Raw genomic sequence first — 26,108 nt, forward strand, 5'->3', positions numbered from 1 at the left:
TGGACTACTTGACGGGGAGCTGGTCGAGGCGCGACTCGAACGTCGCCGGCTCGTCGCCCCCGCTGAACAGGTCGTCGTAGTAGCTGCTGGGCACCGACTCGCCGTCGAGCGGCTGGGCGTTGCACCCGCTGCTCAGCGTCATCTCCGGCTTGTAGAACTCGTCGAAGTTCGAGGCGTTGATCTCCGGCAGCGGGTAGAGCAGCGTGTTGAGCTCGGGCTGCTGCCCGGCGAGCATGCGCAGCGCGACCTTGAACGCCTCGACGACTCCCTGGCCGGCGCCCTGGGTGAAGCCGATGGACTCCTTGTCCGTCTTCTTCCAGTTGGCGAGCCAGGCGCAGGCGCCCTCGAAGCCGGTGACGAACGGCAGGTCGCGACCGGCCTGCTCGAAGGCCTCGGTCACGGGCACGGCGCAGACGCCGCCGTCCCAGACGCCGGCCACGTCGTCGGGGTGGGTCGTGAGGTACTGAAGCATCTGCGACTTGATCGTCGAGGGCGTCCACTCACCGGTGATGTGCTCGACGGTGAGACCGGCCTCCTCGAAGACCTGGGTGGCGCCGGCCTGCCGCGCCTCGGCCGCCGCGACGCCGGGGATGCCGTCGCACATGACGACCGTCCCCTCGCCGCCGGTCTTCTCGACCAGCCACTTCGCCGACGTCTGGCCGGCGAAGTAGGAGCCGAAGTCGGACTGGATCGCGTTGGTGCAGTCGGTGCCCGTCTGCATGACGACCACGAGGACACCGGCGTCCTTGGCGCTCTCGAACGCGTTGCACAGGCCCACCGTCGGGGGCTGCATCACCAGGACGACGTCGCAGCCCTTCTGCACCATGGTGTTGACCTGGGTGGCCTGGAGGCTGGCGTTGTTGTCGGCGTCGGAGACGATCATGTCGCCGTCGACCAGGCCCTGCTCGTCGAGCTGGTCGACGATGCCCTCGGCCACGGTCAGGCCCTCCTGGCGCCAGGTGTTGCCCTGGTAGGAGCTGGAGTAGCAGAACTTCCACGGAGCCTTGGACGGCTTCCAGTCGGCGTAGGGGTTGGGGCCCAGCCGGGTGGAGTGCCAGAAGCCGGCGTAGGCGTCGCGGGCCGAGGCCGGCACGTCCTCGAGGGCGGCGGTGTCCGCCTCGGTGGCGGGCTTGCCCGTCCCGAGCGCCGTGTACTCGTCGGCCGACGCGCTGTCGCCGTCCTCGTCGGCGGACAGCCCGCCACACGCGGTGAGCAGGACGACGAAGCCGACGAGCAGGACGGCCAGCGCGGATCGGCGCCAGCCTGCCCGCGAGGTCTCAGGTGTTGAAGGTGCGGTCACGACAGTGCTCCTCGTTCGAACGGTGGATGTGCGGCAGGTCACCTCGATTGACATGTAACATACAACACGTCACATGCCACACCGTCAACGTTCGTGATCCAGGTGAGAGCGGACCGTTACGATCTGCTTCGCTCACCCCTGGCGACCCACCGCCGAGGCACACCCGACGATCGGAGTCCGATGGAACCGCTCCAGAGCCAGGGGTCGATGACCGACCGCGCGACGTCCGCGCTCCGTTCGGCGATCCTGCGCGGCGACCTGGAGCCCAACACGCTGCACGCGGTGCACACCGTGGCGGAGTCGCTCGGGGTGTCGCGCACGCCCGTGCGCGAGGCGCTGATCCGCCTGGCGGCCGAGGGCATGGTGCGGGTGCAGCGCAACCGCGGCTTCGTGGTGCTGCGGCACTCCCCCCGGGACCTGGTGGAGATCTTCTCGCTGCGCCTGCTGCTGGAGGTGCCGGCCACGCGCGCCGCGGCGTCCCTGGCGACCCCCGACGACGTCGCCGCCCTGGACGCCGACATCGCGCGGATGCGCGACGCGATGGCGGCCGACGACGCCGAGCTGTTCCTGCGCGAGGACCGCCAGTTCCACCGGACCCTGCTGTCGATCAGCGGCAACGAGCGGCTGACCGAGTTCGTCGACAGCCTGCGCAACGTCGTGCTCAGCAGCGGCGTCAGCACCGCCAACCGGACCGAGTCGATCGGCGAGATCCTCGAGCCCCACCTGGAGCTGCTGCGCCTCGTGCGCGACGGCAAGCCGACCGAGGCGGCGGCGTCCATGCACGAGCACCTGGTCAGCACCGGGCACAAGCTGCTCACCCAGGAGTTCGGCGACGAGGCCGCCGCCAGCTTCGCCGACGCCCTGGGCGCCTACGAGGCCTGAGCTCCGGACCGCTCAGGCGAGCGCCAGGCTGCGCCACGTGGTCAGGACCGCGGCCGTCATCGTGACGGCGGCGAAGCCGAGCAGGACCGTGACCGGAGCGAGGACCAGCAGGGCCAGGCCGGTGAGCAGGACCGGGACGGTCAGACCCGCGTAGGCGGTGAGGAACAGGGCGGCGAGGACCTCGCCGCGCGACTCCGCCGGAGCCAGCGCCGCGGCCCTGGCCACCGCGGAGCGGAAGACCAGTCCGACCCCGACGCCGGTGACGACCGCACCGACCAGGAACGCCGGCAGAGAGGCCCCGGCGCCGCCGGCGGCGACGGTCGCGAGACCGACGACGAGGGCGGCGGTGCCGTCGCGGAGCTGGCGCCGGGGCGACCAGGCGCCGGCGAGCACCTGGGCGAGGGCGGCAGAGGCGAACACGGAGAACGTCACGGCCCCGGCGAGCAGGTGGTCGCGGTGGCCGAGCACCGTGACCAGGAAGGTCGGGGCGAGCGCCGTGAACATCCCGAAGACCGCGAACGCCGCGCAGGCACTGGCTCCTGCGGCCCAGAAGGCGCTTCGCGCCTCCGGCGGCACGGCGACGCGTTGCGGACGGTAGGGCGCGCGGACCTCGGGCCGGGACACGGTCTCGGGCACCCGGCTCATTGCCACCGCAGCCACGACGAGGAGCACCAGGAACACGGCGTACGGCGTGACCAGCGGCGCCGGCGCGTACTCCGCGAGGAGCCCACCGACGAGCGGGCCCAGCGCGAGGCCGCCGATGTTGGCGAGCCCGGCCACGGTCGAGGCGTGCCGCGGGCCGGCCCCGGGCCGAGCGACCCCGCGCAGCTCGCCGAGGTGGGCCGTGGCCGACGCGGTGAGGGTCCCGACGCCGATCCCGCAGAGGAGCCGGGCGACCAGCAGGGCCGGCAGCGAGGTGGACGCGAGGAACACCAGCGCCGAGACGACCTCGACCAGGATCGAGACCAGGATGAGCGGTCGCCGGCCGAGGGCGTCGCTGAGGTGGCCGGCGAGCAGGAGGCTGGCCATCACGCCCACCGCGAAGGCCGCGAAGATGACGGTCACCACGACCGGCGCGAAGCCGGACTGCTGCTGGTAGATCGCGTAGAGCGGCGTCGGCACGGTCGCGAAGGCCATGACCGTGAGGAACGAGAGAGCGACGACCCAGTAGCCGCCTGCGTGGCGGGCGCGGTGGGTGTGGTCGGGGACGAGGACCGGGCGAGCAGTGGCGCTGGTGGGGGCGGTGGTGGACATGCGACCAGCGTGCGCCGTCGGACTCCGTGAGTCCAACGAAGAATCATGGACGCGCTCATCGATCAGACCGCATAATCATGGCATGGAGCTCCGCGCACTCGAGCAGTTCGTCGCCGTCGCCGAGGAGCTGAGCGTGACCCGGGCGGCCCTGCGGCTCTTCGCCGCGCAGTCGACGGTGTCCGCCGGGCTGCGCAGCCTCGAGCGAGAGCTGGGCACCACGCTGTTCGTGCGCACGACGCGGAGCATGCGGCTGACCCCGGCCGGCGAGCGGGCCCTGCCCGAGGCGCGGGCGACGCTGGCCGCGGCGGGCCGGCTGCGCGACGCCACCGCCGAGGACGACGGCGAGCTGCGGGGTCGGGTGCGCCTGGGCTCCTTCGCCGCGCTCGACGTGCTCGACCTGCCCCGACTGGTCGCGGACTTCCGCGGTCGCCACCCCCTGGTCGACCTGGCTCTCGTCGCGTCCCCGACCGGCTCCTCCGGCCTGCTCGACGACCTGCGCCACGGCCGCATCGACGTCGCCTTCTCGGGCCTGCGCGACCAGGACGACGCGAGCCTCGAGGCCGTCGCGCTCCTCTCCTTCCCGTTCGTGGCCCTGGTCCCCCAGGGCCACCACCTCGCCCGGCGCAAGCGGGTACGGCTCGCCGAGCTGGCCGACGAGCCGTGGGTGGACACCGTGGCGGGCTACGGCAACCGGGTCCTGCTGGACCGGACGATGCTCGAGAGGTCGCTGCGGCGACGGCTCGTCGTCCAGCTCGGGGACCTGCCGTCGGTGGCGGGGTTCGTGGCCGCGGGGGTCGGGGTCGCGGTGCTCCCGGACGCCGTGCCCACCGGCGACTGCGTCAGGCTCGCCCTCGCCGACGGCCCGCCGCCGTGGGAGGTCTCGCTCCACTGGCGGCGGGACCAGCCGCTCGGGGCCGCGGCACGGGCCCTCGTGGACACGCTGGTCGAGGCCGCAGGCCACTGAGCGACGACGAGGGTCTCGAGACAGGCGCCAGGGCGCTCCTCAACCCCCGGGGCCCGGACGCAGCAGGGCCGGCAGCACCCGAGGGTGCTGCCGGCCCCGTGCTCGGCTCAGGTCAGCGGACGCGCACCACCTTGCGGGTGGTGGACGCCTTGACCCGGGCGTTGCCGGCGTAGCTGACGACCAGCGTCTTCTTGCCGGCCTTGCCCAGCTTGGAGAGCGTCAGCACGACCCGGCCGTTGGCGCCGACCGTCCCGCGGCCGACCACCTTGCCACCGGAGCGGACCACGACCTGCCCGGCGACGGGCGCCGAGGCCGTGACCTTCACGGTCAGCCGGGCCCGGGTGCTCCGGGTGATGCGCCCCGGGGCCACCTTGGTGACGGCGACCTTGGAGGCCACCTTCACCACCGGCGCCGCAGTGACCTGCACCGTCACCGGGGCCGAGGAGCTGCCGGCGGTGACGTCGTCACCGGAGTACGTCGCCACGACCGGGACGGACCCGGCCTTGGTGAACGGGCCCACGGCGCCGCTGGCCTTGCCGTCGGCGCCGACCGGCAGGGTGCCGATGGTGTCGCCGCCGGCCGTGAGGGTGACCGTGCCCGAGGGCGCGAGCTCGAAGTCGTTGGTCGCGGTCACGGTGACCGTGGCCGTGGACTTCTGCCCCTGCTTGACGCTCGTCGGGGCGAGCGACAGCTCGACCGTCGACGCGGCCGCCTCCGGCGACCACTCCGGGTCGGCGATCCACTTGCGGTAGCTCCGGTCGGCCGCGTCGGTCGGGTCGTAGCCGGCCTCCACGTTGTCGGCCGGGTCGACGGCGTACCAGTGGATCGGGGTGCCCTTGGCGACGCTCAGGCGCTTGCCGCCCTCGCGGTCGCCCTCGGACTCCCAGCGGATGCCGTTCTCCTTCGTGGGAGCGGTGCCGTCCAGCGTGTAGTAGATCTCCGCCGCCTCGTCCGAGGTGAAGGTGAAGTCCACCCGGTCGGGGTCGCTGGTCTCCGCGAACTCGATCGCCGTGGTCGGCGCCTTCACGTCCAGCTCCTCGTCGCGGGCGACGCGGAGCAGCTCGATCAGGCCGTTGGCGTACTCCAGGGCCTCCTGGTGCGCGCCCGGACCGGTCGGCGTGAGGGACTCGAAGGGGGGCTGGAAGGTGCGGCCCACCTCGAAGTTCCAGCCGTAGAGGCCGTACTTGTACCAGGCGAGGTCACCGGAGTTGCCCGCCGCGGAGTAGAGCACGTCGATGATCGGGCCCGTGCGGGCCGGGGTCACCGTCATGCCGCGCTGGCGCTTGATCGCGGTGAGGATCCGGCTCGAGGCCTGCCAGAAGTAGGCCTCCTCGCCGACGGTCGGACGAGGTGCCGTCACCCGACCCTCGTCCTTGTACGCGCCCGGGGCCCACATGAAGTAGTCACCCGAGGAGTGCATGTTCATCGAGTAGCGCATGTTGGGCTTGGCCATCATCCAGTCGACGTTGCGCGCCTCCGGCTCGGACAGCTCCGTGGGGCCGGCGTAGGTGTCGCTGGTGCAGTTCGTCGCCGACGCCCCCGAGTAGCCGTCGTGCGCGCTGTACTCGGTGAAGTTGCGGTTGAGGTCGACGCCCCAGCTGTTGCGGCCGGCGGCGTCGTAGACCCCGCCCTTCGCGCAGTGCCGCGTCATGTTGCGACGCTGCGAGGCGAAGTCGAAGAACGAGTAGTGACCGCCGTCGGGGTTGATGGACGGGGCGATCCAGATCTCGAGGTTGTCGACGAGCTCACGCGTGGGGGCGTGCGTCGAGTAGTTGCGCAGCAGCCGCTCCGCGGCCTCGAGGGTGACCAGCGGCGGGACCCACTCGCGGGCGTGCTCCTGGGCGTAGGCCAGGACACCCGGCTTGGAGCCGTCGCGGGTCTTGCCGATCTTGATCGCGTAGACCTTCTGCGGGTCACGGGAGACCCATGCCGGCGCGCTGAGGTTGTCGCTCAGCGCGATGACCGGGGTCGCACGCACGACGCCGGTGCCGGTCTCGGCCCGGTAGGGGTAGGCGTCGACCAGCGCAGCAGCAGTGGGGTTGGCCTTGATCGCGGCCACCACCTCGGCCACCGTGCTGACGATCGCGCCCGCACCGTCGGTCGCGGGAGTGATCGTGACGGCGTTGCCGGCCACCGTGACCTCGAGGACCGCGTTAGCCGCGCCGGGGTCGACGATCTGGGCCGTGAGGTCGTTGCCACCCTCGTGGCCCCAGGCCAGGGACTCGATGCCGAGCCGGGAGGCGTTGGGGGTCGCGGTGACGGGGAGCAGCTGGCCCGTGACGGTGGTGCCGCCGTTGCGGATCCTGGTGGCGTCCTGCAGCGAGATGCCGACGGTCGGCAGGGTGACGGCCGTCGTGCTGCCGGTGGGGGTGGCGGCACCGCTGGGAGCGGTGGCGAGGCCCGGCGTGGCGTTGACCAGGGCGACGGCGACGGCGCCGGCGTTCTGGGCGTTCAGCACCTTGTCGGCCAGGCTGCACTCACCGCGGTCGATGACCGCGATCGCGCCGGCCGGGAAGCCGGTGAACGCGCCGCAGCCCATGCTCGGCGTCGCCGCCGGCCAGGCCGGGTTGGCGGCCGCGGTGACGCGGCGCACCGCGACCGGCGCGGTCGTGGTCGTGGCGGTGGGAGCCAACGTCGCCCAGGCGCCGCTGGCTGCCGCGGCGTACGGGAGGTCGACGCTGCGACCGCCGATCGTCGCGCTGAGCCGGCTGACCGGCTCGAGCAGCGCCTGCGCCTTGCGCCGGTAGCCCTGGGAGGCGTTGGGGAGCTCGACGACCTCGGCGAGATCGGGGTACGTCGCCGCCAGCTGCTTGATCCGGGCGTAGAGCTCGGTCGGCACGAGGTACTTGTTGACGAAGTCCTCCTGGTAGCCGGCGCCCTTGAACGGGTCCTGCTCGGAGCCGGTCGGGAGCCAGTCGTTGACCTTCGCGATGGCGACGTCGCCGCTCGGGCTGGTGATCTGGACCCGGTCGGGACGGGTGGACTCACCGCGGACGTCGACGTTCACGTTGGTCGCACCGAGGTGGTAGAGGTAGACGCCGGCGTCGACGAAGCGCGTGATGGTCTGCGTCCCGCCGGAGCCCATCGGGGTCCCGGGGCCGCTGTCTCGCTGGACGACCAGTGGGGTGGCGGACGTGGCGCCCTCGGCCCACTTGGCCTCGACCGAGAGCACCCCGGCGCCGAAGCTCGTGTAGTAGTCGGCGCGGATGATCCGCACGTCGGAGGAGTCCGCGGGCGTCGAGCCGGGGAGCGCGCGGAGGCCGGAGGCCTTCCCGCGCTTGAGCCCGGCGTTGGCCGCCCGCTCCGCGGCGATGGTGTCCTCGCGGCCGGCCAGGGCCTTGGCCGAGTCCTCGGCGGAGTAGAGGATCTCGCCGACGTCGTAGCCGCCGGCCTTCAGCTGCTCGATCTCGCTGTCGGTGACGACCGCGCGCACCGACAGCCCGTCGGGGCCCTGCTCGACGCCGTGGTCGAGGTCGACGCCGGTCGCGACCAGGCGGTCCAGCTCGGCGGTGTCGGCGAGGCGCACCTCGACGACCATCGCCTCCTCGTCGGGCAGCCGCTCGAGGACGACGTCGGGGTCGGCCGTGGCGGCGGCCCCGGACGGCGTGCCGGTGAACGACAGGGTGGCCAGCACGAGAGCGGCGGGGGCGGCGAGTGCGAGCCCGCGCCTCCTCCAGCCGTGCCGTCGGTGGGGTAGGGACATGCGCGCTCCTTCACGAAGGGACGCTTCGCGCGCGCCACATCGACCGGCCGGACAGTGGCGGTCCGGTCGTGAACGGAGGGTGGCCCGAGAAGGTCCGGGGGGTGCAGAAAACCAACCAGGTCCGTTGACACGCGTCAACCGATTCCGCGTACTTTTCTCGAGGAATCGTCGGAAGGTGCCTGTCGATCGCCACTCGGCGACGCTAGGAGGCCGCCCTCTAGACTCTCGCCCTGAACGCGTACGACGCCGGCCGGGACCCGCTCGCCCTCGCCGGCCCAGATCCCGGGCCCCTAGCTCAATTGGCAGAGCAGGAGACTTTTAATCTCTTGGTTGTGGGTTCGAGTCCCACGGGGCCTACCGGCGCCGGTGGCTTGGGTAAAACTTGCGCCAAGGCCACGCGAGCACGCACGAGGAGCACTAGCGTCCGGGTCACTCGGCCCCGTGCCGGGGCTGGGTGGGGAAGGCTGGGGGGTCTTCCCACCCGTCGTGCGGAAGGGGCGCCATGACCCGGCCCTTCGAAGTGATCGCGATCCTGGCCAGCGTCTGCTGGCTCGACGGCGCGACCAGGACCCTGTCCAACCTGATGTCGATGCTGTGGTGACGGCGTGAGGGCCTGAGGACCGCAGCCGGCGCACCGGCGCACCGGCGCGGCAACGAGAGCTGCCCGCGAGTCAGGGTCGGCCGACGAGGATCCGCGCGACTCGGGTCCGGTCGCCCGCTGCGTAGCGGACCCCTGCCGGACTGCCGTCCTCGCTGACCGCGACGTTGACGACGGCACGGTAGCGACGCAGGTAGCGCGACGTGCCGAGGCACGAGCGCTTGAGGGAGACCGTCAGCTTGTGGCGTGCGGGGCGCACGACGTGGCGGACCGCGCAGGTCCGTCGAGGATCGTCGATGACACCCGCGTGCGTCTTCAGGACCGTCTTGAGCCTCAACCGCCCGGAGCTGCGGGTGAGCCTGGTGCTCAGGTAGGTGTCGAGGGTGCGGTGCTCGGTGGCGAAGATCGAGTCGAAGTACTGCGCCGCCGCGCCCGGCTGACCGGCGGCCAGGACGTCGCCCACCTTGTAGGTGAAGACGACCCGCTCGCCCACGCGACGGACGACGACCTTGCGGATGTCACCGAAGACCTGGGCGTCGTCGAACGTCGCGGTGTCCGGTGCGTCCGGAGTCCGCTCCTGGTCACCCGAGGGGTCGAGGATGACCCGCTTCGCGCTCACCCGGTCGGCGGCAGGGCCTTCGGCCGCGAGGCCGGCTCCCGCGGAGCTGACGGTGCACGCCACCGCCGTGGCGACGATGACGGCGGTACGGCGCGTCCTGCTGAGGCTCATGGGCGTGGTCCTTCTGCTGGGTCCGGGGGGGTGGGGGCGTCGTCGTACGGGCACGGCGCACGGGGAGCCTCCCCACCGGTGGGTCCTCCTGAAACCCCCTCACCGATGCGCTCGTCCTTCCTCGACCGTCGGGGTTGCCGTCCGGCTCAGCGCCAGGCCGCGAACAGGTCGGCGTAGGGACCCTGCGCGACGACCAGGTCGCCGTGGTGGCCGACCTGCACGATGCGGCCGGCCTCGAAGACGAGCACCACGTCGGCGCGCTCGGCGGTGGCCATCCGGTGCGCGATGGAGACCGTGGTGCGGCCCTCGGTGAGCCTGGCGAGCGCGGCCTGCACGCGCACGTCGGTGGCCGGGTCGACCGCGCTCGTGGCCTCGTCGAGGATCACCAGGTCGGGATCGACCAACGCGGTGCGGGCCAGCGCCACCAGCTGTCGCTCCCCGACCGAGAGCCGGTCGCCGCGGACCCCCACCCGGGTCGCCAGCCCGTCGGGCAGCTCGGCGAGCCAGTCGGCGAGGCCGAGGTCGCCGAGGACCCGGCGTACGTCGGCCTCGACCACGTCGGGCAGGCCGACGGCGATGTTCTGCCCGAGCGTGGTGTCGAAGAGGAACGGGTCCTGCGGCACGATCACCACGCGGCGCTCGAGCGCGGCGTCGGCGATCGAGCCCAGGGGGCGGCCGCCCAGGCGGATCTCGCCGCCGAGGGGCTGGATGCGCCGCGTCAGCAGCTTGGCGAACGTGCTCTTGCCGGAGCCCGACTCCCCCACGACGGCGACGTGCTGGCCCGGGGCGATGCGCACGGTGAGGTCGTGCACGACCGGCGGCCCGCCGGCGTACGACGCCGAGACCGCGTCCAGCTCGACGCCGACGGGCCCGCCCGCGAGGTCGACCGCGTGCGCTCCGCTCACGACGGCGGACGGGGTCGTGACGAGCTCGAGCGCGCGCCGCCACCCGACCAGGGCGTTCTGCGCCTCGCCGAGCGACTGCACCAGGAACTGCAGCGGGCGCACGAAGAACGTCACCAGGAAGACCATCGCCACCAGCTGGCCCGCGGACAGGTCGGGGGCAGGGCCCCACTGCTGGTGGGTGGTCCAGCCGACACCGAGGAGGATGACCAGCACGGTCATCGTCGAGATGGCGACCTCGCCGAGCGCCGTGTTGCCGTGCAGCGGGACGAGGGTGCGCAGCTGGCTGGAGCGGGTGCGGTCGACGGCCTCGTCCAGCTGGGCCCGCATCCGGTCGGCGGTGCCCGTCACCCGGATCACCGGCGCCCCGATCACGGCTTCGGCCACGACGCCCTGCATGGTCGAGACGTCCGCGCGCACCACGGCGAAGCGGCGTGCCACGACCCGCTGCAGCCGCGTCATGCTCAGCAGCAGCACGAGGGCGAGCGCGACGACCGGCACCGTGAGCTGCCAGCAGAAGGCCGCCATCACCGCGGTCGCCAGCAGGAGCTGGGCGAGGTTGGTGATCATCTGCACGCCGCCGTTCTGCGTGAAGGTGGTGATCGTGTCCACGTCGCTGGTGAGGCGGGCGACGAGGTCGGCGCTGCGCACCTGGTCCGCGGTGGTGGCCGACATCTCGTGCGCGCGGGCCAGGCCCTCACGGCGCAGCGAGGCGAGGGCGCGCTCCGTGCGCCGCTGCACGCGGCGGTTGAGCGCCCACGAGGACAGCCCTGCGACGACGAGGGCCGCGGCGCCGACCTCCAGCGCGTGCGTCACCGCAGCGGGAGCGAGCCCCCGGTCGATCGCCCGCTGCACGGTCAGCGGCGCGATGATCCGGCCGGCGCCGGCCGCGAGGGCGAGCAGCACGGTGACCACCCAGCCGCTGGCCAGCACCGGCGTGACCCGGATCCCCAGCGCCACCAGCGATCGCGGTCCGAGGTCGGCCAGGTCGGCGAGCCCCGGGTCAGCCGGCGAGAACGGCGCGGTCCTCATCGTCGGTCCTCCCGCCGTCGTAGGCCGAGACGATGTCGCGGAAGTCGGCGTGGCGCTCGCGCAGCTCGTCGTGGGTGCCCGCGTCGACGACCCGCCCGTCGGCGAGGAAGACCACCCGGTCGGCCACGGCCAGGGAGCCGTGCCGGTTGGCGACGAGCAGCACCGTGGGGCCGCCGTCGTCGACGAGCGCACGCAGCCGGGCGAGCACCCGCAGCTCGACGCGAGGGTCCAGCGCGGAGGTCGCGTCGTCGAGCACCAGCAGCCGCGGCCGGCGGAGCAGGGCCCGGGCCAGGCAGAGGCGCTGTCGCTGCCCGCCCGAGAGGGTCGCCCCGCGCTCGCCGACCACGGAGTCGAGGCCGGCGGGCAGCGCGCCGACGAAGTCGGCCGCGTCGGCCACCTCGAGCGCCGTCCAGAGCTCGGTGTCGGTGTAGGCGCGCAGCCCCTCGCGGGGGTGGCCGTCGAGGGCGAGGTTGTCGCGGATCGTGGTGCTGAAGAGGAACGGCGACTGCCCGACCAGCCCGAGCGTCGCGGCGCGGCGGGCGAGGTCGAGGTCGTCCAGCGGCCGCCCGTCGACCAGCACCTCGCCCCTGCTGGGTCCGATCTGTCCGCAGACCAGGTCGACGAGGGTGGTCTTGCCGGCACCGGTCGCGCCGACGACGGCGCAGACGGTGCCCGGCTCGACCGTCAGGTCGACGGCGTGGAGCAGCGTCGCCTCCCCGCGGACCACGTCGGCGCCGCGCACCTCGAGCAGGGCGGGTCCGTCCGGACCGGCCCCGCCCACCACGCCGTACGTCGCCGTGGGCGCGTCCAGGACGGCCTCGACGCGCTCGTGGCCGGCGGCCGCGAGCGGCAGGATCGACAGGAAGCGGCTGAGCACGCTGAGCGGGATGGACACCGTGAGCAGCAGGTAGCAGACGCCCACGAGGGAGCCGAGCGTCAGGTCGCCGGCGCTGACGGCCCGCGACCCGATGCCGAGGACGGCGAGCACCGCCACGGTCGGGAGGAGCTCGAGCAGCGGGTCGAAGACCGCGCTGATCGCGGCCATCCTCGTGTTGGCCTCGCGGACCCGCTCCACCTCCGGGGCGAACCGGGCGTCCTCGGCCCCTGCCAGGCCCAGGCTGCGCACCACGGGGCCGGCCTCGATGCTCTCGTGCGCGGTGCGCGCGACGTCACCCCGCGCCGCCTGGCCGTCGCGGGCGCGCGGCGTCAGCAGCCGCTGGTAGACGACGTTGAGCACCAGGACCCCGGCTACGAGGAGCAGCCCGACCGTGCCCAGCGCAGGGGCGGTGAGGGCGAGCTGGGCCAGCGCACCGACCAGCATGAAGACCATGCCGAGGGCGAAGTAGAGCCACTGCACGGGCGACCACACGGCGTCCACGTCGGAGACGGCGTGGGCGAGCAGGCGCCCGGGCGGGTGCTCGCGGTGCCAGGCGAGGTCCAGGTGCAGGTAGCGGCGTACGACGGCGCGCCGCGTCGCGGCCTGCGCGCGGTGCTGGACCCGGCCGGTCGCGACCCCGCGGACCCAGATCGTGCCGCAGCGCACGGCGGAGACCCCGAGGATGACGCCCGCGCCCGCCCACCACGTGGCCGCGCCGACGGGCCGGCCGTCGAGGACCGGGAGCACGAGGTGGTCGGTGGTCCACCCGACGGCGGCGGCGCCGAGCACCATCGTGCCGCCGTTGACCAGACCCGCCGTGGTGGCGACGGCGGCCGGCCCGGGATGGTCGCGCGACCCGCGCGCGAGCACCCGCAGTGCCCGCCCGACGGCGCTCACCGCGGCGGCCGCGCGCGCGGCTCAGACAAGGAGCCGGTCGGTCGCGAGGAGCGCCTCGAGGCTCGGACGGGGCAGCTCGCCGTCGACCTCGGCAGGCGGGCCGAGCAGGCGCTGCACCGCGGCGTTGAGCGGGGCCTCGAGCCCGTGCCGGCGCGCGAGGAGCACGACCTCGCCGTTGAGGTAGTCGATCTCGCTCGAGGCACCCCGGGCGAAGGACTGCCAGGTCGACAGGCGGCCCCCGACGTGGCCCTCGACCGCCAGCACCGAGAAGTCCACGGCGCCCCGGTCGAGCTCGCCACCGGGCGGGAGGGGCGTGCCGGCGGCCTCGAGGACCAGGGCGGCCTCCTGGCGCAGCAGGGTGCGCGCCCGCGCCCGGGTGTCGTCGTCCCCGACGAACAGGTCGAGCCCGTTCCCGACGTTGCCCAGCAGCTTGGCCGCCTTCTGCGCCCGCACGTCCGGGACCGCCCAGGCCGCGAGGCCCGCCCCGGCGAGGTCGGCGACCAGCTCGTCCTGGAGCTCGTCGGCGGGTGCGACGTAGCGACCGAGCCAGACCAGACCCACCGCCGGTGGCAGCGACGGGGAGACGATCTCCCCGGGCGTGAGGTGGCTGGCGGCGATCGCGATCGTCGCGCCGTAGACCCGCCCGAACCGGCGCAGCGCGAGGTCCTCGGTCAGCAGGCCGTTCTGGAAGGTGACCACCGGCAGGTCGGCGGCCAGGCCACCGCCCGCGACGGGCTGCCAGGCCCACGCGGCCAGTGCCGCCTCGGCGTCCTGGGTCTTGACGGTGAGCAGCAGGACGTCGTCGGGACGCAGGTCGACGGCCTCGGGCCCCTCGGCGACCGGGACATCGACCACGTCGACGCGACCGGGACGCCGCACGACCAGGCCGTGCTCGGCGATCGCCCGGCCGTGAGGTCCGCGGGCGACCAGGACGACGTCGTGGCCGGCCGGCACGAGCTGCGCCACGAGGGCGCCGCCCACGGCACCGCCGCCGATGACGACGTAGCGACGCGCGCTCACGCGCCCAGGACCCGACGGCCGGTGGCGAGGAGCGCGGTGTCCTCCTGCGGCGGGTGGATGCGCACGCACTGGACGTCGCGGAAGTGCCGCTCGAGGGAGTTCGTGCGGCTCAGTGCGGGGTTGCCGAGCGCGGCGACGGCGGTCTGCACGGCCGCGACGACCGAGCGGGCGATCTGCACCTTCACGACGGACAGCTGGGGGCCCACGTCGTGACCGGCCTCGAGGCGGAGCAGCGTGCCGAAGAGCAGCGCCTCGGCCTGGGCGATCTGGGCCTCGATCTCGCCGGCGACGCCCTGGATGCGCTCGGTGGTCGCGATCGGGCGGCCGAGGGCGGCCGGGACGCGCTCCTGGGCGTAGGCGACGAACGCCGCGCGCGCGGCACGCGCCACCCCGAGGTAGAGCGCCGGGTGGCCGAAGCTGCCCGGCCCGGCGACCGCCGCCGGGTCGCGGTAGACGCCGTCGGCGCCCCGCGGGATCTCGACGAAGCTCTCGAGCGGGACCGGGGTGTCGTCGTACACGACGTCGTGGGTGTTGGACGCACGGAGCCCGAGGTGGTCCCAGGTCTCGACCCAGGTGATGCCGGGCGCCTCGGCCGGCACCAGCAGGTGGCCCACCCGCTGCACGGGCTCGTCGGTGACGACCCAGACGACGTGGTAGGCCAGGGCCGTGCCGCCGGTCGCGTAGGCCTTGCGGCCCGAGAGCGACCACCCGTCCGTCGTCCGGCGCGCCGTCGTGCTCGGCAGGCCACCGCGCGCGGGTGCGCCGAGCTCGGGCTCGGCGCGGATGGCGTTGACGAGCGCCGGGCCGGCCTGCGACCTGCGCAGGAGGTCGTCGTACGCCGCCGTGGGCCAGTGGGCGTTGGCTGCCTGACCCTGGTGGGTGTTGAGGTTGTTGGCGGCGAGCAGGCCGACGGAGGCGTCCCCCTCGCCGAGGGCGGCGAGCACCCGGGCGGTGTCGACGAGGCCGAGGCCCGGCCCGCCGAACTGCGCGCCGACGGTCGCGGTCAGCAGGCCGGCGCGGTGGGCGGCCTCGAGACCGGCCTGCGGGACGGCGCCGCTGCGGTCGTACTCCGCCGCGGTCTGCGCGACCTCGGCGGTCACGGCGGCGAGCGCCTCGTCCGAGACGTCGACCTCGGCGAGCACGGGCCGCTCGGAGGTGACCGTCATCGGGCGCCCTCCGTGGCGAGCGCACCGAGGTGCTGGGCCTGGAGGTGGCCGCGCTGCCCGGTCGCCTCCCGGTGGGCGAGCTCCTGGCGCACCAGCGGCATGACGTAGCGCCCGTAGTCGACGGCGTCGTTGAGCGTGTCGTAGCCGCGGATGGAGACCAGGTCGGCGCCGATGTCGACGTAGTCGAGGATCGCGGCGGCGACGGTCTCCGGGCTGCCGACGAGCGCGGTCGACGCCCCGCCCGCGTTGGTGACGGCTGCGGTGCGCATCCACAGGGCGCGGTCGTAGACGTCCTGCTGGGCGGCGAAGCCCAGGAGCCGCTGGGACCCGACGTTCTGCGGGGTTCCGGCGCCGAGGTACTTCTTGTGGAAGCCGCCCTGCTCGTAGGTGCGGCCGATCTTCTCGACGTAGTCGTGGGCCTTGGCCCAGGCGAGCTCGTCGGTCGGGGCCACGATGGGGCGGAAGGTCACCCAGATCCGCTGGCGCCGGCGCCCGGCGGCGTCGGCGATCGCGTGGACCCGCTCGATCTGCGCGCGGATGTCGGCCAGCGGCTCGCCCCAGAAGCTGAAGATGTCACCGAGCTGGCCGCCGAGGGTGAACGCCTCGTCGGAGGAGCCCCCGATGGAGATCGGGATCGTGTCGCCGTACGGCGCGAAGCCCGGGCCGAAGTCGTCGAACCGGTAGTAGGTGCCGTCGTGGCTGAAGGCGCTCGGCTCGTGCCAGGCACGGCGCAGGATCTCGACGTACTCGGTCGAGCGCGCGTAGCGCTCCTCCTTGGGCAGGTAGTCGCCCTGGCGGGCCTGCTCGGCGTCGCTGCCGCCGGAGATGATGTGGACGACCGCGCGGCCCTCGGTCAGCTGGTCGAGGGTGGCGAGCTTCTGCGCGCCGACCTGGGGAGGCGTGGTGTTGGGACGCAGCGCGACGATGGGCTTGAGCCGCTCGGTGAGCTGACCGACGGCCGAGGCCACCACGAACGAGTCGGCGCTGGCCGACCCGTAGGGCAGCAGCGTGTAGTCGTAGCCGCCGTCCTCGAGGGCGGCGACGTAGCGGCGCAGGTAGGGCAGGTCGATGCCGCGGGTGGGGATCGGCTCGAGCTCGGTGCTCGGGTTGAGGTGGCTCAGGCTGATGAACTCGACCTGGCGGGCGGCGGTCTCGGGGACGGCGTTCTCGGGGAGGGTGCTCATGCGAGCGCTCCTTCATGGGTCGGGGTGGCCAGGGCGCCGAGGTGGTCGTCCTGGAGGGTGCCGCGCCGGCCGGTGGCCTCGCGGTGGGCGAGCTCCTGCCGCACGAGGGGCAGGACGTGGCGGCCGTAGTCGACGAGGTCGTTGAGGTTGTCGTAGCCGCGGATGGAGATCAGGTCGGCCCCCACGTCGACGTAGTCGAGGATCGCGGCGGCGACCGTCTCCGGAGTGCCGACGAGCGCGGTGCTCGCGCCGGCCGCTCCGGTGGCCGCCGCGGTCGGCGTCCACAGTGCGCGGTCGTGCACGTCCTGGCGCGAGGCGATCTCCAGCAGGCGCTGGGACCCGACGTTGGCCGGGGCGCTGCCGCCGAGGGTCAGGCCGCGCCAGCCGGACGCGCCCGAGACGCCGTCCTGCAGGACGGCGAGCGTGCGGTGCGCCTTCTCCCAGGCCAGCTCCTCGGTGGCGGCGATGATCGGGCGGAAGGTCACCCAGGTGCGCGGCACGTCGCTGCGCCCGGCCTTGGCGGCCTCGGCGGCGACCCGGTCCATCTGGGCGCGGGTGTCGGCGAGCGGCTCGCCCCACAGCCCGAAGATGTCGGCGCGCGATCCCCCGACCTCGTAGGCCTGGTCGCTGCTCCCCCCGACGCTGACCGGGATGGTGCCGCGGGTCGGCCGGATCGCCGACACGAAGTCGCGGAACTGGTAGTAGGTGCCCTCGTGGTCGAAGGGCTCGGTGCTGGTCCACACCTTGCGCAGCACGTCGATGTACTCCGCGGTGCGCTCGTAGCGCTGCTCCTTGGTCAGGTGGTCGCCCTCGCGCGCCTGCTCGTGGTCACTGCCGCCGGCGATGAAGTGCACCGCCACGCGGCCGCCACCGAACTGGTCGAGCGTCGCGAGGGCCTTGGCGGCGACCGTCGGGTACATGATGTTGGGTCGCAGCGCGACGATCGGCGAGATCCGCTCGCTGCGCGCCACGATGGCGTTCGCGATGGCGAAGGGGTCGTGGTACGACGACGCGTAGGGCACCAGCGTGTAGTCGAACTCCGCCGCCTCCAGCTCGCGCACGTAGCGCCGGAAGAAGGCCGGGTCCACGGCCGTCTGCCCGAGCCGGTTGAGCTCGTTGCTGGGGTTGACGTTGATGGCACTGATGAACTCGACGGGCATGCCCTCGACGCTAGGTGCGGCGCCCCCGGTCGGTCCAAGAGCAATGCGGGATGCGAATCGATAGTCGAGCGTGATGGGTGACTTTGAGAGGGCGCGGCGGCGCCGACGTTTCCCCAAGGTATGCAGGGAAGCCGTCACTTCCCGGGGGTTGTACACCACGGGAAGTGCAGCTCCGGCTGCATACCTTGGGGAAACGTCACCGCCCCGCGGCGGGCCGGGTCCGGCACCACCGGACGGACGGGCTCAGTCGCCGGTGGCGACCGGCTTGTCGAGGTTGCTCCACTGCGACCACGAGCCCGGGTACAGCGCGGCGTCGATGCCGGCGAGTCCGAGGGCGAAGACCTCGTGGGCGGCCGTGACACCGGAGCCGCAGTAGACCGCGACCTCGTCGTCCCCCGCACCCGCACCGAGACCGACGAACCGGTCGCGCAGCTCCTCGGGCGACCGGAAGGTGCCGTCGGGCCTGAGGTTCTCGCCGGTCGGCGCCGAGACCGCGCCGGGCACGTGCCCGGCCCGGGGGTCGACGGGCTCGACCTCGCCGCGGAAGCGCTCCGCGGCACGGGCGTCCAGGAGGGTGGCGGACCGGGCGAACGCCTCGACGTGGTCGACGTCGAGGACGGGCAGACCACCGCCGACGAGCTCGACGTCACCGGGCTCGGGCACGACGTCGTCGGTCTCGAGCGGGAGGCCGGCCGCGACCCACGCGGGCAGCGCTCCGTCGAGCAGGCGTACGTCGCCCAGTCCCGCCCAGCGCAGCAGCCACCACGCCCGCGCGGCGGCGAGGTTCCCCTCGCCGTCGTAGGCGACGACGGTCGTCCCGGCGCGGACACCCCACCTGCGGGCGCTGGCCTGGAGGGCCTCGAGCGACGGCAGGGGGTGCCGACCGTCGGTGGGCTCGCCGTGCGCGGCGAGCTCGGTGTCGAGGTCCACGTAGACGGCGCCGGGGACATGGCCGCCGAGGTAGGTCTCGTGACCCGGGGGCCCACCGAGCTTCCAGCGGACGTCGAGCACCACCACGTCGGACCCGCTGCTCACCAGGGCGGCCAGCTCGGCCGGGGTGACGACGGCGCCCACGTCAGGCACCCGAGGTCGAGCGGACGAGGGGGGACGGCACGAGGCGCAGCTGGGGCCTGGTGCTGAAGAAGCGGGCCACCGCGTCGGCGGCGGCGAGCTCGACGTCGGGCTCGAGCCCGCGCCGGACCACCATGCGCAGGCTCACGTCGCCGGTCGTCGGCAGGTCGTCGCGCTCCACCAGCCCGTGGGGACGCCCACCGCTGGTGGGCAGGAGGGCGACCCCCAGCCCGGCGCGCACCCCGGCGGTGACGCCCTCCAGGGTGGACGACTGCCCGGTTACCGTGACCCGGTGCCCTTCGCCGTCGAGGGCGACCAGAGCCCGCTCGCGCAGGCCGCACGGCTCCTCGAAGGCGACCAGCGGCCAGGCGGAGCCGTCGGCGGGCGGCGTCCAGGACGGGGCGGCGTACCAGGTCAGCGGCAGCCGAGCGACCTCGTGGCCGGCGCCGGCGGAGCCCGGGTCGAGCACGAAGGCGAGGTCGACGACGCCCTTGGTGACCGCGTCGACCAGCGCGGTGGACCGGCCGATCTCGAAGCGGGTGGCGGCCCCCGGGAAGCCGTTGTCGAGGGCACGGAGCATCTCGGGGAGCACCTGCTCGGCGGCGTGCTCGGTGCAGCCGACCGTGATGGTGCGGGGCTTCTCGACGGTCAGCCGCTCCATGGCCTGGTCGTGCACGGCCAGGATCTGCCGGGCCTCGGCGAGCACCGTCTCGCCGTCGTGGGTGAAGCGCATGACGCGACCGTCCTTCTCGAACAGCTTGCGCTTCAGGCCGCGCTCGAGCAGCCGGACGTGCTGGCTCAGGGCGGGCTGGCTGATGTGCCGGACCGCGGCGGCGCGACTGAAACCGCCGCACTCGGCAATGGCGACGAGGGTGCGCAGGTGGTCTATGTCGAGCGAGTTGGTCATGTTAGGAGACTAATGCCTCCACCCAACGATGCCGGCGTCATCTCATGATGAATGTCTAGGAGATTGATCACGATAGGACAACAAAAGTCATCCACGACTGCTCTTGGACGGCGCCACCCCTTCGGTGCCAACCTCGGCAGGGTGACCACGACACTCATCTCGGCAACCGAGGCACCCACACCGACCACCGGCCCGCGCACGTCGTACGACGAGCCGGACGGCGTCGCCGCACGGGGCACCCTCATCCTGCTCACGGGCCGCGGCGAGACCGCTGCCGCCTACGCCCGCTTCGGGCGACGGATCTCGGCCGACGCCTACAAGGTGCGCGTCGTCGAGCTGGACCTCGACGACCTCGGCGCCGCTCGCGACCGCGTGCACGAGCTGCTGGCCGACGACACCCTGCCCGCACCGCGGGTGCTGGTCGGGACCGACACCGGCGCGACGTACGCCGCCGCCCTCGCGCGAGCGGGGCAGCACGACGTCGACGGGGTCGTCCTCGCCGGTCTCGCCCTCCCCGGGACCAGCGCGACCGACGACCAGTCGTGGGACGACGAGCTCGAGACCCGCTCGGCCTGTCCGGCCCACCGACGCGTGCTCAGCGAGGACGCCGACTTCCAGCGCGGCGCCCTGCGCCAGGAGCTCCCCGCGGCCTGGAGCGACTACCACCCCGGTCCCTCGGGGCGCCCCACGCTGGTCCTCCACGGCAGCGACGACCCCCTGTCGCCGGTCGACGACGCGCTGGCCCCCTTCCGTGGCGACACCGCGGCGCACCTCCGGGTCGTCGAGGGCGGACGCCACGACGTGCTCAACGACGTCACGCACCGCTCGGTCGCCGCCACCGTCGTGCTCTTCCTCGAGCGCCTCAAGCTCGGGGCCGACCTGCCCGTCATCGTCCGGGCCGACGCGCCCGAGCGAGCCTGACCGTGTCGGACGCCCTGGTCTCCGCCCTCCTCGGCGCCGTGCCGGGCGCGACGACCGACCCGGTCGCGCTCGGCACCCACCGGACCGACCGGTCCGGAGGCGCGGGGACCGCGGGCGCCCCGCCACCGGCACTGCCGCTGGCGCTGGTCCGCGCGGCCTCCGTCGAGGACGTGCAGGCGACGCTCCGGCTCGCGCACGAGGCCCGCGTGCCCGTCGTGCCGCGCGGTGCGGGGAGCGGGGTCGCGGGCGGCGCGATCGCCGGGGCCGGGTCGGTGGTGCTGGACATCAGCGGCATGGACCGCGTGCTCGAGCTCGACCCCGTCGACGAGGTGGCGGTCGTCGAGCCCGGGGTGATCACCGCCCACCTGGATGCGGCCGCGCGCGAGCACGGGCTGATGTACGCCCCGGACCCGGCGAGCGCGGCGATCTCCACCTTGGGCGGCAACATCGCCACCAACGCCGGCGGCATGCGCTGCGTCAAGCACGGCGTGACCCGCGAGGCCGTCCTCGGGCTGGACGTCGTGCTCGCCGACGGCCGCCTCCTGCGGACCGGACGCCGGACCCTCAAGGGCGTCGCCGGGCTCGACCTCACCTCCCTCTTCGTGGGCTCCGAGGGCACGCTCGGCGTGATCGTGGGCGCCGCGCTGCGGCTCAAGCCGGCCCCGGTCGTCACCCTCACGGCAGCTGCGGCGTACGGCGACGTCCGCGCGGCCGCCGCGGCCTGCGCCGCCGTGAGCCGCGAGCGGCTCCAGCCCAGCCTGCTGGAGCTGCTCGACCGGGCGACGCTGAAGGTCGTCGACCGGGCCCAGGGCACGGACCTCGCCGCACGCGGCGGGGCCCTCGTCATCGCCCAGGCCGACGGACCCGGGGCGCGCCAGGAGATCGAGGCCATCGCCGCGGTGCTCGGGAAGGAGGCGACCTGGGTCGAGCAGGGTGTCGACGACGCCTCCTCCGAGCAGCTGCTGGCCGCCCGCCGGCTCGCGCTGCCCTCGATCGAGAGGTTCGGTCGGGCCCTCATCGAGGATATCTGCGTGCCGCGCTCCCGCCTGGCCGACGCGATCCAGGGCGTGGAGGCGATCGCGGCTCGCACCGGCGTCGCCATCTACTCCTTCGCCCACGCCGGCGACGGCAACCTGCACCCGATCATCTCCTACGACGCCGCGCTGCCCGAGGCGCCGCCCGCGGTCCACGAGGCCGCCGACGCCATCTTCGGGCTCGCGCTCGACCTGGGCGGCACCGTCACGGGCGAGCACGGCATCGGCCTGCTCAAGCGCGAGTGGCTGGCACGCGAGCTCGGCCCCGACAGCCTCGACGTGCACCACTCCCTGAAGCGGGCCCTCGACCCCCACGGGATCCTCAACCCCGGAAAGGCCTTCTAGCCATGGCGCAACCGATGAGCATCGAGACCGACCCCGACCTGCAGGCGGCGTTCCGCGCCGCCATGGGCAACGTGGCCGGCCCCGTCTCCGTCGTCACCACCCACGCCGCCGGCAAGCCGGCCGGCACCACCGTCTCGGCCTTCGTGTCGCTGTCGATGGAGCCCCCGATGCTGCTGGTCTCGCTGCAGCGCGGCTCCTACCTGCTCTCGCTGCTCTCGGTCGGCTCGACCGTGGGGGTCAACGTGCTCGGCGCCGACCAGGCCGACGTGGCCACGCGGTTCACCGGCCGGCACGACGAGCGGTTCACCGGGATCGACTGGGTGCTCCTGGACGGCGCACCCGCGCTCGAGGACGCCCATGCCTGGATCTCCCTGCGCGTCGCCCGGCTCGTGCCGGCCGGCGACCACGTGCTCGTGCTGGGCGACGTCGTCGACGCCACCAGCAGGGGTCCGGAGCCGGCGAGCGGTCCGCTGACCTACCACCGGCGCTCCTTCGGCACCCACCGCGACCACTGATGCGCGTCCGCACCCTCAGCACCCCGGAGCTGGGCAACCGCAGCTACGTCGTCGACGACGGCGCCGTCAGCATCGTCATCGACCCCGCCCGTGACCTCGACCGGCTCGAACCGCTGCTCGACCACGACGTCTCCCACGTGCTGGAGACGCACGTCCACAACGACTACGTGTCCGGCGGCCACGAGCTGGCCCGGCGCACGGGAGCGGCGTACGCCGTCAACGCGGCCGACGAGGTCGCCTTCGACCGCCTGCCGCTGCACGACGGGGAGGAGCTGCGCGCAGGCTCCCTCAGCATCGGCGTGCTGGCCACGCCGGGCCACACCCCGACCCACCTGTCGTACGTCGTGCGGGACCTCGCCGCCCCGCTCGACGCGCCGGTGGTGTTCAGCGGAGGGTCGCTGCTCTACGGCACCGTCGGACGCACCGACCTGGTCTCACCCGACCTCACCGCCGACCTCGCGCAGGCGCAGCACGCGTCGGCGGCGCGGCTCGGCGCGCTCCCGGGCGACGCCGCGCTCTACCCCACCCACGGCTTCGGGTCCTTCTGCGCCGGCGGCGCCTCCTCCGGCGCCGAGGCCTCCACCATCGCCCACGAGCGGCTCCACAACCCGGCGCTGACCACGGCCTCGCCCGTGGAGTTCGCCGACGTGCTGGTCGCCTCCTTCACGGCCTACCCGGCCTACTACGAGCACATGGCGCCGCTCAACCGCCGCGGCGCGGCGGCCGTCGACCTCACGACCCCGCTCACCCCGGCCCCGCCGGCCACGGTCACGGCGCTGCTGCGCGGCGGCGCGATGGTCGTCGACCTCCGCCCGGCCGCCGACTTCGCCGCGGAGCACGTCGCAGGCACGGTCAGCGTCAACCTCGGCACGCAGTTCGCGACCTACGTCGGCTGGCTCGCCCCGTGGGGCCGGCCCTTGGTCGTGCTCGGTGCCAAGCCCGAGGAGGTCGCCGAGGGACGGCGGCAGCTGGTGCGCATCGGCATCGACGACGTCGTCCCCGCCTGGGGCGCCCCCGACGAGTACGGCGGACCCGGCGAGGTGCGCGCCTACCGGCGCGCGACCTTCGCGGACCTCGCCGCCGACCGCGCCCCGGGCGACGTCGTGGTCGACGTGCGCCGGCGCGACGAGCACGAGGAGGGTCGCGTCGTCGGGGCGGTCAACCTGCCCCTGCACGAGCTCGAGGAGCGCCGCGGCGAGATCCGGCCCGGGGCGCGCGTGTGGGTCCACTGCGCCGGGGGCTTCCGAGCCGGCACCGGCGCCTCCCTGCTCGAGCGCCACGGCCGCGAGGTCGTCCACGTGGACGACTCGTTCGACGCCGCGGTCGCGCTGGGCCTCGTCGAGTAGTCAGCCCCGGGTCAGCGGGGGCGGCTCGTGCGCCGTCACCGGCGGGAGCGGACCGTCGTACCGCTCGACGCGCACCAGCACGTGCGCGCCGCTCGTGGCCTGCGACAGGGTCGAGGTGGGCTCGTCGGGGGTGAGGACGTTGACGTTGCCGTGCACGCAGTCGGCGACCTCCGGCGCCGAGGGGTCGTACCACGCGCCCGTGTGCATCTGTGCGACTCCCGGCAGCAGGGCGTCGCTGACGTGGACGCCGGCGAGCAGGGACCCGTGGGCGCTGACGACGCGCACGACGTCGCCGTCGGCCAGGCCACGGGCGGCGGCGTCCGCGGGGTGGAGCCGGATCGGCTCCCTGCCGGCCACCTTGGTCGAGCGGCTCGCCGCGCCCATGTCGAGCTGGCTGTGCAGGCGGTGGGTGGGCTGGTTGCACAGCAGGTGCAGGTCGTACGTCGCCGCGTCGGCCGAGCCCCACCACCGGCGGGGCTCGCGCCACTCGGCGTGCGGCGCGACGTCCGCGAGGCCGGCCGCCTCGAGGGAGGAGGACCACAGCTCGATCCGCCCGCTCGGCGTCTGCAGCGGGTGCGCCTCGGGGTCGCGGACGAAGGCGGTGAAGACCGGGTCGTCGTAGGGCGGCGCGTCGAGGTCGACGCCGCCGGTCTCCCAGAACTCCGCGAACGCAGGGGCGCCGGCGGGCGCGCGTCCGGTGGAGCGCCAGTCCTCGTAGAGCCGCTCGAGCCAGGCGCGGGCGTCGAGCCCGTGGTCGTGCGACGACCCGAGCCGCTCGGCGAGCCGGCCGAAGATCCACAGCTCCTCGCGCGCCTCGCCCGGCGGCGGCACCGCCCGCGGCGAGGCCCGCAGCCGGGTGTCGCCGTTGCCGGCGGCGACGTCGTCGCGCTCGAGGCTCGCCGCGACCGGGAGCACGACGTCGGCGTGCTTGGCGGTCGCGGTCCAGTGCGTCTCGTGCACGACGAGGGTGTCGAGGCGCGCCAGCGCACGACGCAGCCGCCGCAGGTCCTGGTGGTGGTGGAAGGGGTTCCCGCCCGCCCAGTACGCCAGTCGCACGGCGGGCAGCCGCAGGGACCCGCCGTCGTAGGGCAGGTCGGCGCCGGGCGTGAGCAGCAGGTCGGCGATCCGCGCGCACGGGATGTGGTCCGGCACCGGGTTGGCGCCCTGGCCGAACGTCGGCAGCGGCACGGCGACCCGGCCGACGCCGTAGTCGCCCATCGACCCGAGCCCGTGCGTGAAGCCGCCGCCGGGGAGCCCGACCTGGCCGAGGAACGCCGCCAGCGTCAGCCCGGCGAAGACCGGCTGCTCGCCGCGCTCCCCGCGCTGCAGGGCGTAGACGACGTTGACCAGCGTGCGGCCGGCCGCCATCTCGTGCGCGAGCGCCCGGATCCGCTCGGCCGGGGTGCGCGAGATCGCCGAGGCCCACGCGGGCGTCTTGGGCACCCCGTCGGTCTCGCCCAGCACGTAGGCCCGGACGCGGTCGGCGCCGACCGTGCACCTGGCCAGGAACTCCTCGTCGGCCAGGCCGTCCACCACCAGCACGTGGATCAGGGCGAGCATCACGGCGGTGTCGGTGCCGGGCATCACCCCGACCCACTCGGCGTCGAGCCCGTCCATGGCGTCGTCGCGCTGGGCCGACAGCGAGACCACGCGCGTGGTCCGCGCGGCCGACCGGGCGAGGGCACCGCCGACGTGGCGCGTCTGCCCGCCGGGAACGACCCAGCCGTTGCTCCGCCGTACGCCACCGAAGGTGACGAGGAGGTCGGTGTGCTCCTCGACCTGGGTCCACGACACCGGTCGCTGCCGGACGTCGGCGGCGGCGGGCGCACCGACGAGGTGCGGCAGCAGCACGATGCTCGCGCCCCGGCTGTAGTCGTTGACCGAGCGCACGTAGCCGCCGATCCCGTTGAGGAACCCGTGCACCTGGCTCTGCGGGTGGTGCAGGCGTCCGGCGCTCCCCCAGCCGTAGGAACCGCCGAAGATCGCCTCGTTGCCGTGGGCCGACCGCACCCGGGCGAGCTCGCCCGCGACCAGGTCGAGGGCCGTGTCCCACTCGACCTCGACGTACTCGGCGCCGGCCCGGCCGCGGTCGTCGTCCGGGCCGGGGCCGCCCTCCAGCCACGCCCTGCGGACGGCAGGTCGGGTGACCCGCGAGCCGTGCCGCACCCCGTCGACCACGTTGCCCATGGCCGCGGCCGACTCGTCCCCGTCGTGCGGCCGCACGGCCACCACGCCGGACTCGTCGGAGTCGACGAGGTAGGAGCCCCAGTGCGCACTGGTCTCGGTCGTCCTCATGGCGC

Annotated in this window: 19 protein-coding genes and 1 tRNA gene; 7 read left to right on the forward strand and 13 right to left on the reverse strand. The window is 74.0% G+C overall.

Translation table 11 applies throughout. From position 1 onward, the window contains the following. Positions 1 to 4 precede the first annotated feature (4 nt). Positions 5 to 1,300 carry a substrate-binding domain-containing protein gene (locus tag E4622_RS09465; RefSeq protein WP_167736036.1) on the reverse strand — a complete coding sequence of 432 codons (1,296 nt, stop codon included), beginning with the start codon at positions 1,298 to 1,300 and terminating at the stop codon, positions 5 to 7. 180 nt (positions 1,301 to 1,480) lie between these two features. On the opposite strand from E4622_RS09465, the gene E4622_RS09470 reads away from it, so the two are divergent. Next, complete coding sequence (locus E4622_RS09470; RefSeq protein WP_134739953.1) at positions 1,481 to 2,182, forward strand: GntR family transcriptional regulator; 702 nt, start codon at positions 1,481 to 1,483, stop codon at positions 2,180 to 2,182. A gap of 12 nt (positions 2,183 to 2,194) precedes the next feature. Here the strand turns inward: E4622_RS09470 and E4622_RS09475 are convergent, their stop codons facing one another. Further along, on the reverse strand, positions 2,195 to 3,436 hold the full coding sequence (locus E4622_RS09475) for an MFS transporter (RefSeq protein ID WP_134739954.1): 1,242 nt from the start codon (positions 3,434 to 3,436) through the stop codon (positions 2,195 to 2,197). 82 nt (positions 3,437 to 3,518) lie between these two features. Between E4622_RS09475 and E4622_RS09480 the strand changes: the two genes are divergently transcribed. Then, positions 3,519 to 4,400, forward strand: coding sequence for a LysR family transcriptional regulator (locus E4622_RS09480; RefSeq protein WP_167736037.1), 882 nt, complete (start codon positions 3,519 to 3,521; stop codon positions 4,398 to 4,400). Positions 4,401 to 4,512: 112 nt separating this feature from the next. Here the strand turns inward: E4622_RS09480 and E4622_RS09485 are convergent, their stop codons facing one another. After that, on the reverse strand, positions 4,513 to 8,103 hold the full coding sequence (locus E4622_RS09485; protein ID WP_134739956.1) for a M14 family zinc carboxypeptidase: 3,591 nt from the start codon (positions 8,101 to 8,103) through the stop codon (positions 4,513 to 4,515). 284 nt (positions 8,104 to 8,387) lie between these two features. On the opposite strand from E4622_RS09485, the gene E4622_RS09490 reads away from it, so the two are divergent. After that, positions 8,388 to 8,460, forward strand: a tRNA-Lys gene (locus E4622_RS09490). 314 nt (positions 8,461 to 8,774) lie between these two features. Here the strand turns inward: E4622_RS09490 and E4622_RS09495 are convergent. The 9 genes from E4622_RS09495 to E4622_RS09535 all read right to left on the reverse strand — a co-directional run bounded on the left by E4622_RS09495 (position 8,775) and on the right by E4622_RS09535 (position 19,647). Further along, positions 8,775 to 9,431, reverse strand: coding sequence for a hypothetical protein (locus E4622_RS09495; RefSeq protein WP_134739957.1), 657 nt, complete (start codon positions 9,429 to 9,431; stop codon positions 8,775 to 8,777). 146 nt (positions 9,432 to 9,577) lie between these two features. Beyond that, on the reverse strand, positions 9,578 to 11,365 hold the full coding sequence (locus E4622_RS09500; protein ID WP_134739958.1) for an ABC transporter ATP-binding protein: 1,788 nt from the start codon (positions 11,363 to 11,365) through the stop codon (positions 9,578 to 9,580). After that, positions 11,337 to 13,139, reverse strand: coding sequence for an ABC transporter ATP-binding protein (locus E4622_RS09505; RefSeq protein ID WP_209021856.1), 1,803 nt, complete (start codon positions 13,137 to 13,139; stop codon positions 11,337 to 11,339). The genes E4622_RS09500 and E4622_RS09505 overlap by 29 nt, the downstream gene beginning before the upstream one ends. A 21-nt stretch (positions 13,140 to 13,160) precedes the next feature. Further along, positions 13,161 to 14,159, reverse strand: coding sequence for a 2-dehydropantoate 2-reductase N-terminal domain-containing protein (locus E4622_RS09510; protein WP_167736038.1), 999 nt, complete (start codon positions 14,157 to 14,159; stop codon positions 13,161 to 13,163). Then, positions 14,156 to 15,325 (reverse strand): acyl-CoA dehydrogenase family protein, encoded by a 1,170-nt coding sequence (locus tag E4622_RS09515; protein WP_134739960.1) that lies wholly within the window; start codon positions 15,323 to 15,325, stop codon positions 14,156 to 14,158. Before E4622_RS09515 ends, E4622_RS09510 begins: the two co-directional genes overlap by 4 nt. Further along, positions 15,322 to 16,509 carry an LLM class flavin-dependent oxidoreductase gene (locus E4622_RS09520; RefSeq protein ID WP_134739961.1) on the reverse strand — a complete coding sequence of 396 codons (1,188 nt, stop codon included), beginning with the start codon at positions 16,507 to 16,509 and terminating at the stop codon, positions 15,322 to 15,324. Before E4622_RS09520 ends, E4622_RS09515 begins: the two co-directional genes overlap by 4 nt. Continuing rightward, positions 16,506 to 17,669, reverse strand: a complete 1,164-nt coding sequence (locus tag E4622_RS09525) for an LLM class flavin-dependent oxidoreductase (RefSeq protein WP_134739962.1) — start codon at positions 17,667 to 17,669, stop codon at positions 16,506 to 16,508. Before E4622_RS09525 ends, E4622_RS09520 begins: the two co-directional genes overlap by 4 nt. 243 nt (positions 17,670 to 17,912) lie before the next feature. Beyond that, positions 17,913 to 18,743, reverse strand: coding sequence for a sulfurtransferase (locus tag E4622_RS09530; protein WP_134739963.1), 831 nt, complete (start codon positions 18,741 to 18,743; stop codon positions 17,913 to 17,915). 1 nt (position 18,744) lies between these two features. Continuing rightward, positions 18,745 to 19,647 (reverse strand): LysR family transcriptional regulator, encoded by a 903-nt coding sequence (locus tag E4622_RS09535; RefSeq protein WP_134739964.1) that lies wholly within the window; start codon positions 19,645 to 19,647, stop codon positions 18,745 to 18,747. A 141-nt stretch (positions 19,648 to 19,788) separates the two neighbouring features. Between E4622_RS09535 and E4622_RS09540 the strand changes: the two genes are divergently transcribed. Genes E4622_RS09540 through E4622_RS09555 form a run of 4 tightly spaced genes read left to right on the forward strand, consistent with a single transcriptional unit; the run spans position 19,789 to position 23,808 of the window. Beyond that, complete coding sequence (locus tag E4622_RS09540; protein ID WP_245155969.1) at positions 19,789 to 20,568, forward strand: alpha/beta fold hydrolase; 780 nt, start codon at positions 19,789 to 19,791, stop codon at positions 20,566 to 20,568. A 2-nt stretch (positions 20,569 to 20,570) separates the two neighbouring features. After that, positions 20,571 to 21,947 (forward strand): FAD-linked oxidase C-terminal domain-containing protein, encoded by a 1,377-nt coding sequence (locus E4622_RS09545; RefSeq protein ID WP_245155970.1) that lies wholly within the window; start codon positions 20,571 to 20,573, stop codon positions 21,945 to 21,947. A 14-nt stretch (positions 21,948 to 21,961) separates the two neighbouring features. Next, complete coding sequence (locus E4622_RS09550) at positions 21,962 to 22,462, forward strand: flavin reductase family protein (RefSeq protein ID WP_134739965.1); 501 nt, start codon at positions 21,962 to 21,964, stop codon at positions 22,460 to 22,462. Continuing rightward, positions 22,462 to 23,808 (forward strand): MBL fold metallo-hydrolase, encoded by a 1,347-nt coding sequence (locus E4622_RS09555; protein WP_209021857.1) that lies wholly within the window; start codon positions 22,462 to 22,464, stop codon positions 23,806 to 23,808. Before E4622_RS09550 ends, E4622_RS09555 begins: the two co-directional genes overlap by 1 nt. Here E4622_RS09555 and E4622_RS09560 read toward each other — a convergent pair whose 3' ends face one another. Beyond that, positions 23,809 to 26,103 (reverse strand): molybdopterin-dependent oxidoreductase, encoded by a 2,295-nt coding sequence (locus tag E4622_RS09560; RefSeq protein WP_134739967.1) that lies wholly within the window; start codon positions 26,101 to 26,103, stop codon positions 23,809 to 23,811. Positions 26,104 to 26,108 lie beyond the last annotated feature (5 nt).

This window comes from Nocardioides sp. 503, assembly GCF_004522095.1.
In the GTDB taxonomy this organism is placed as follows: domain Bacteria; phylum Actinomycetota; class Actinomycetes; order Propionibacteriales; family Nocardioidaceae; genus Nocardioides.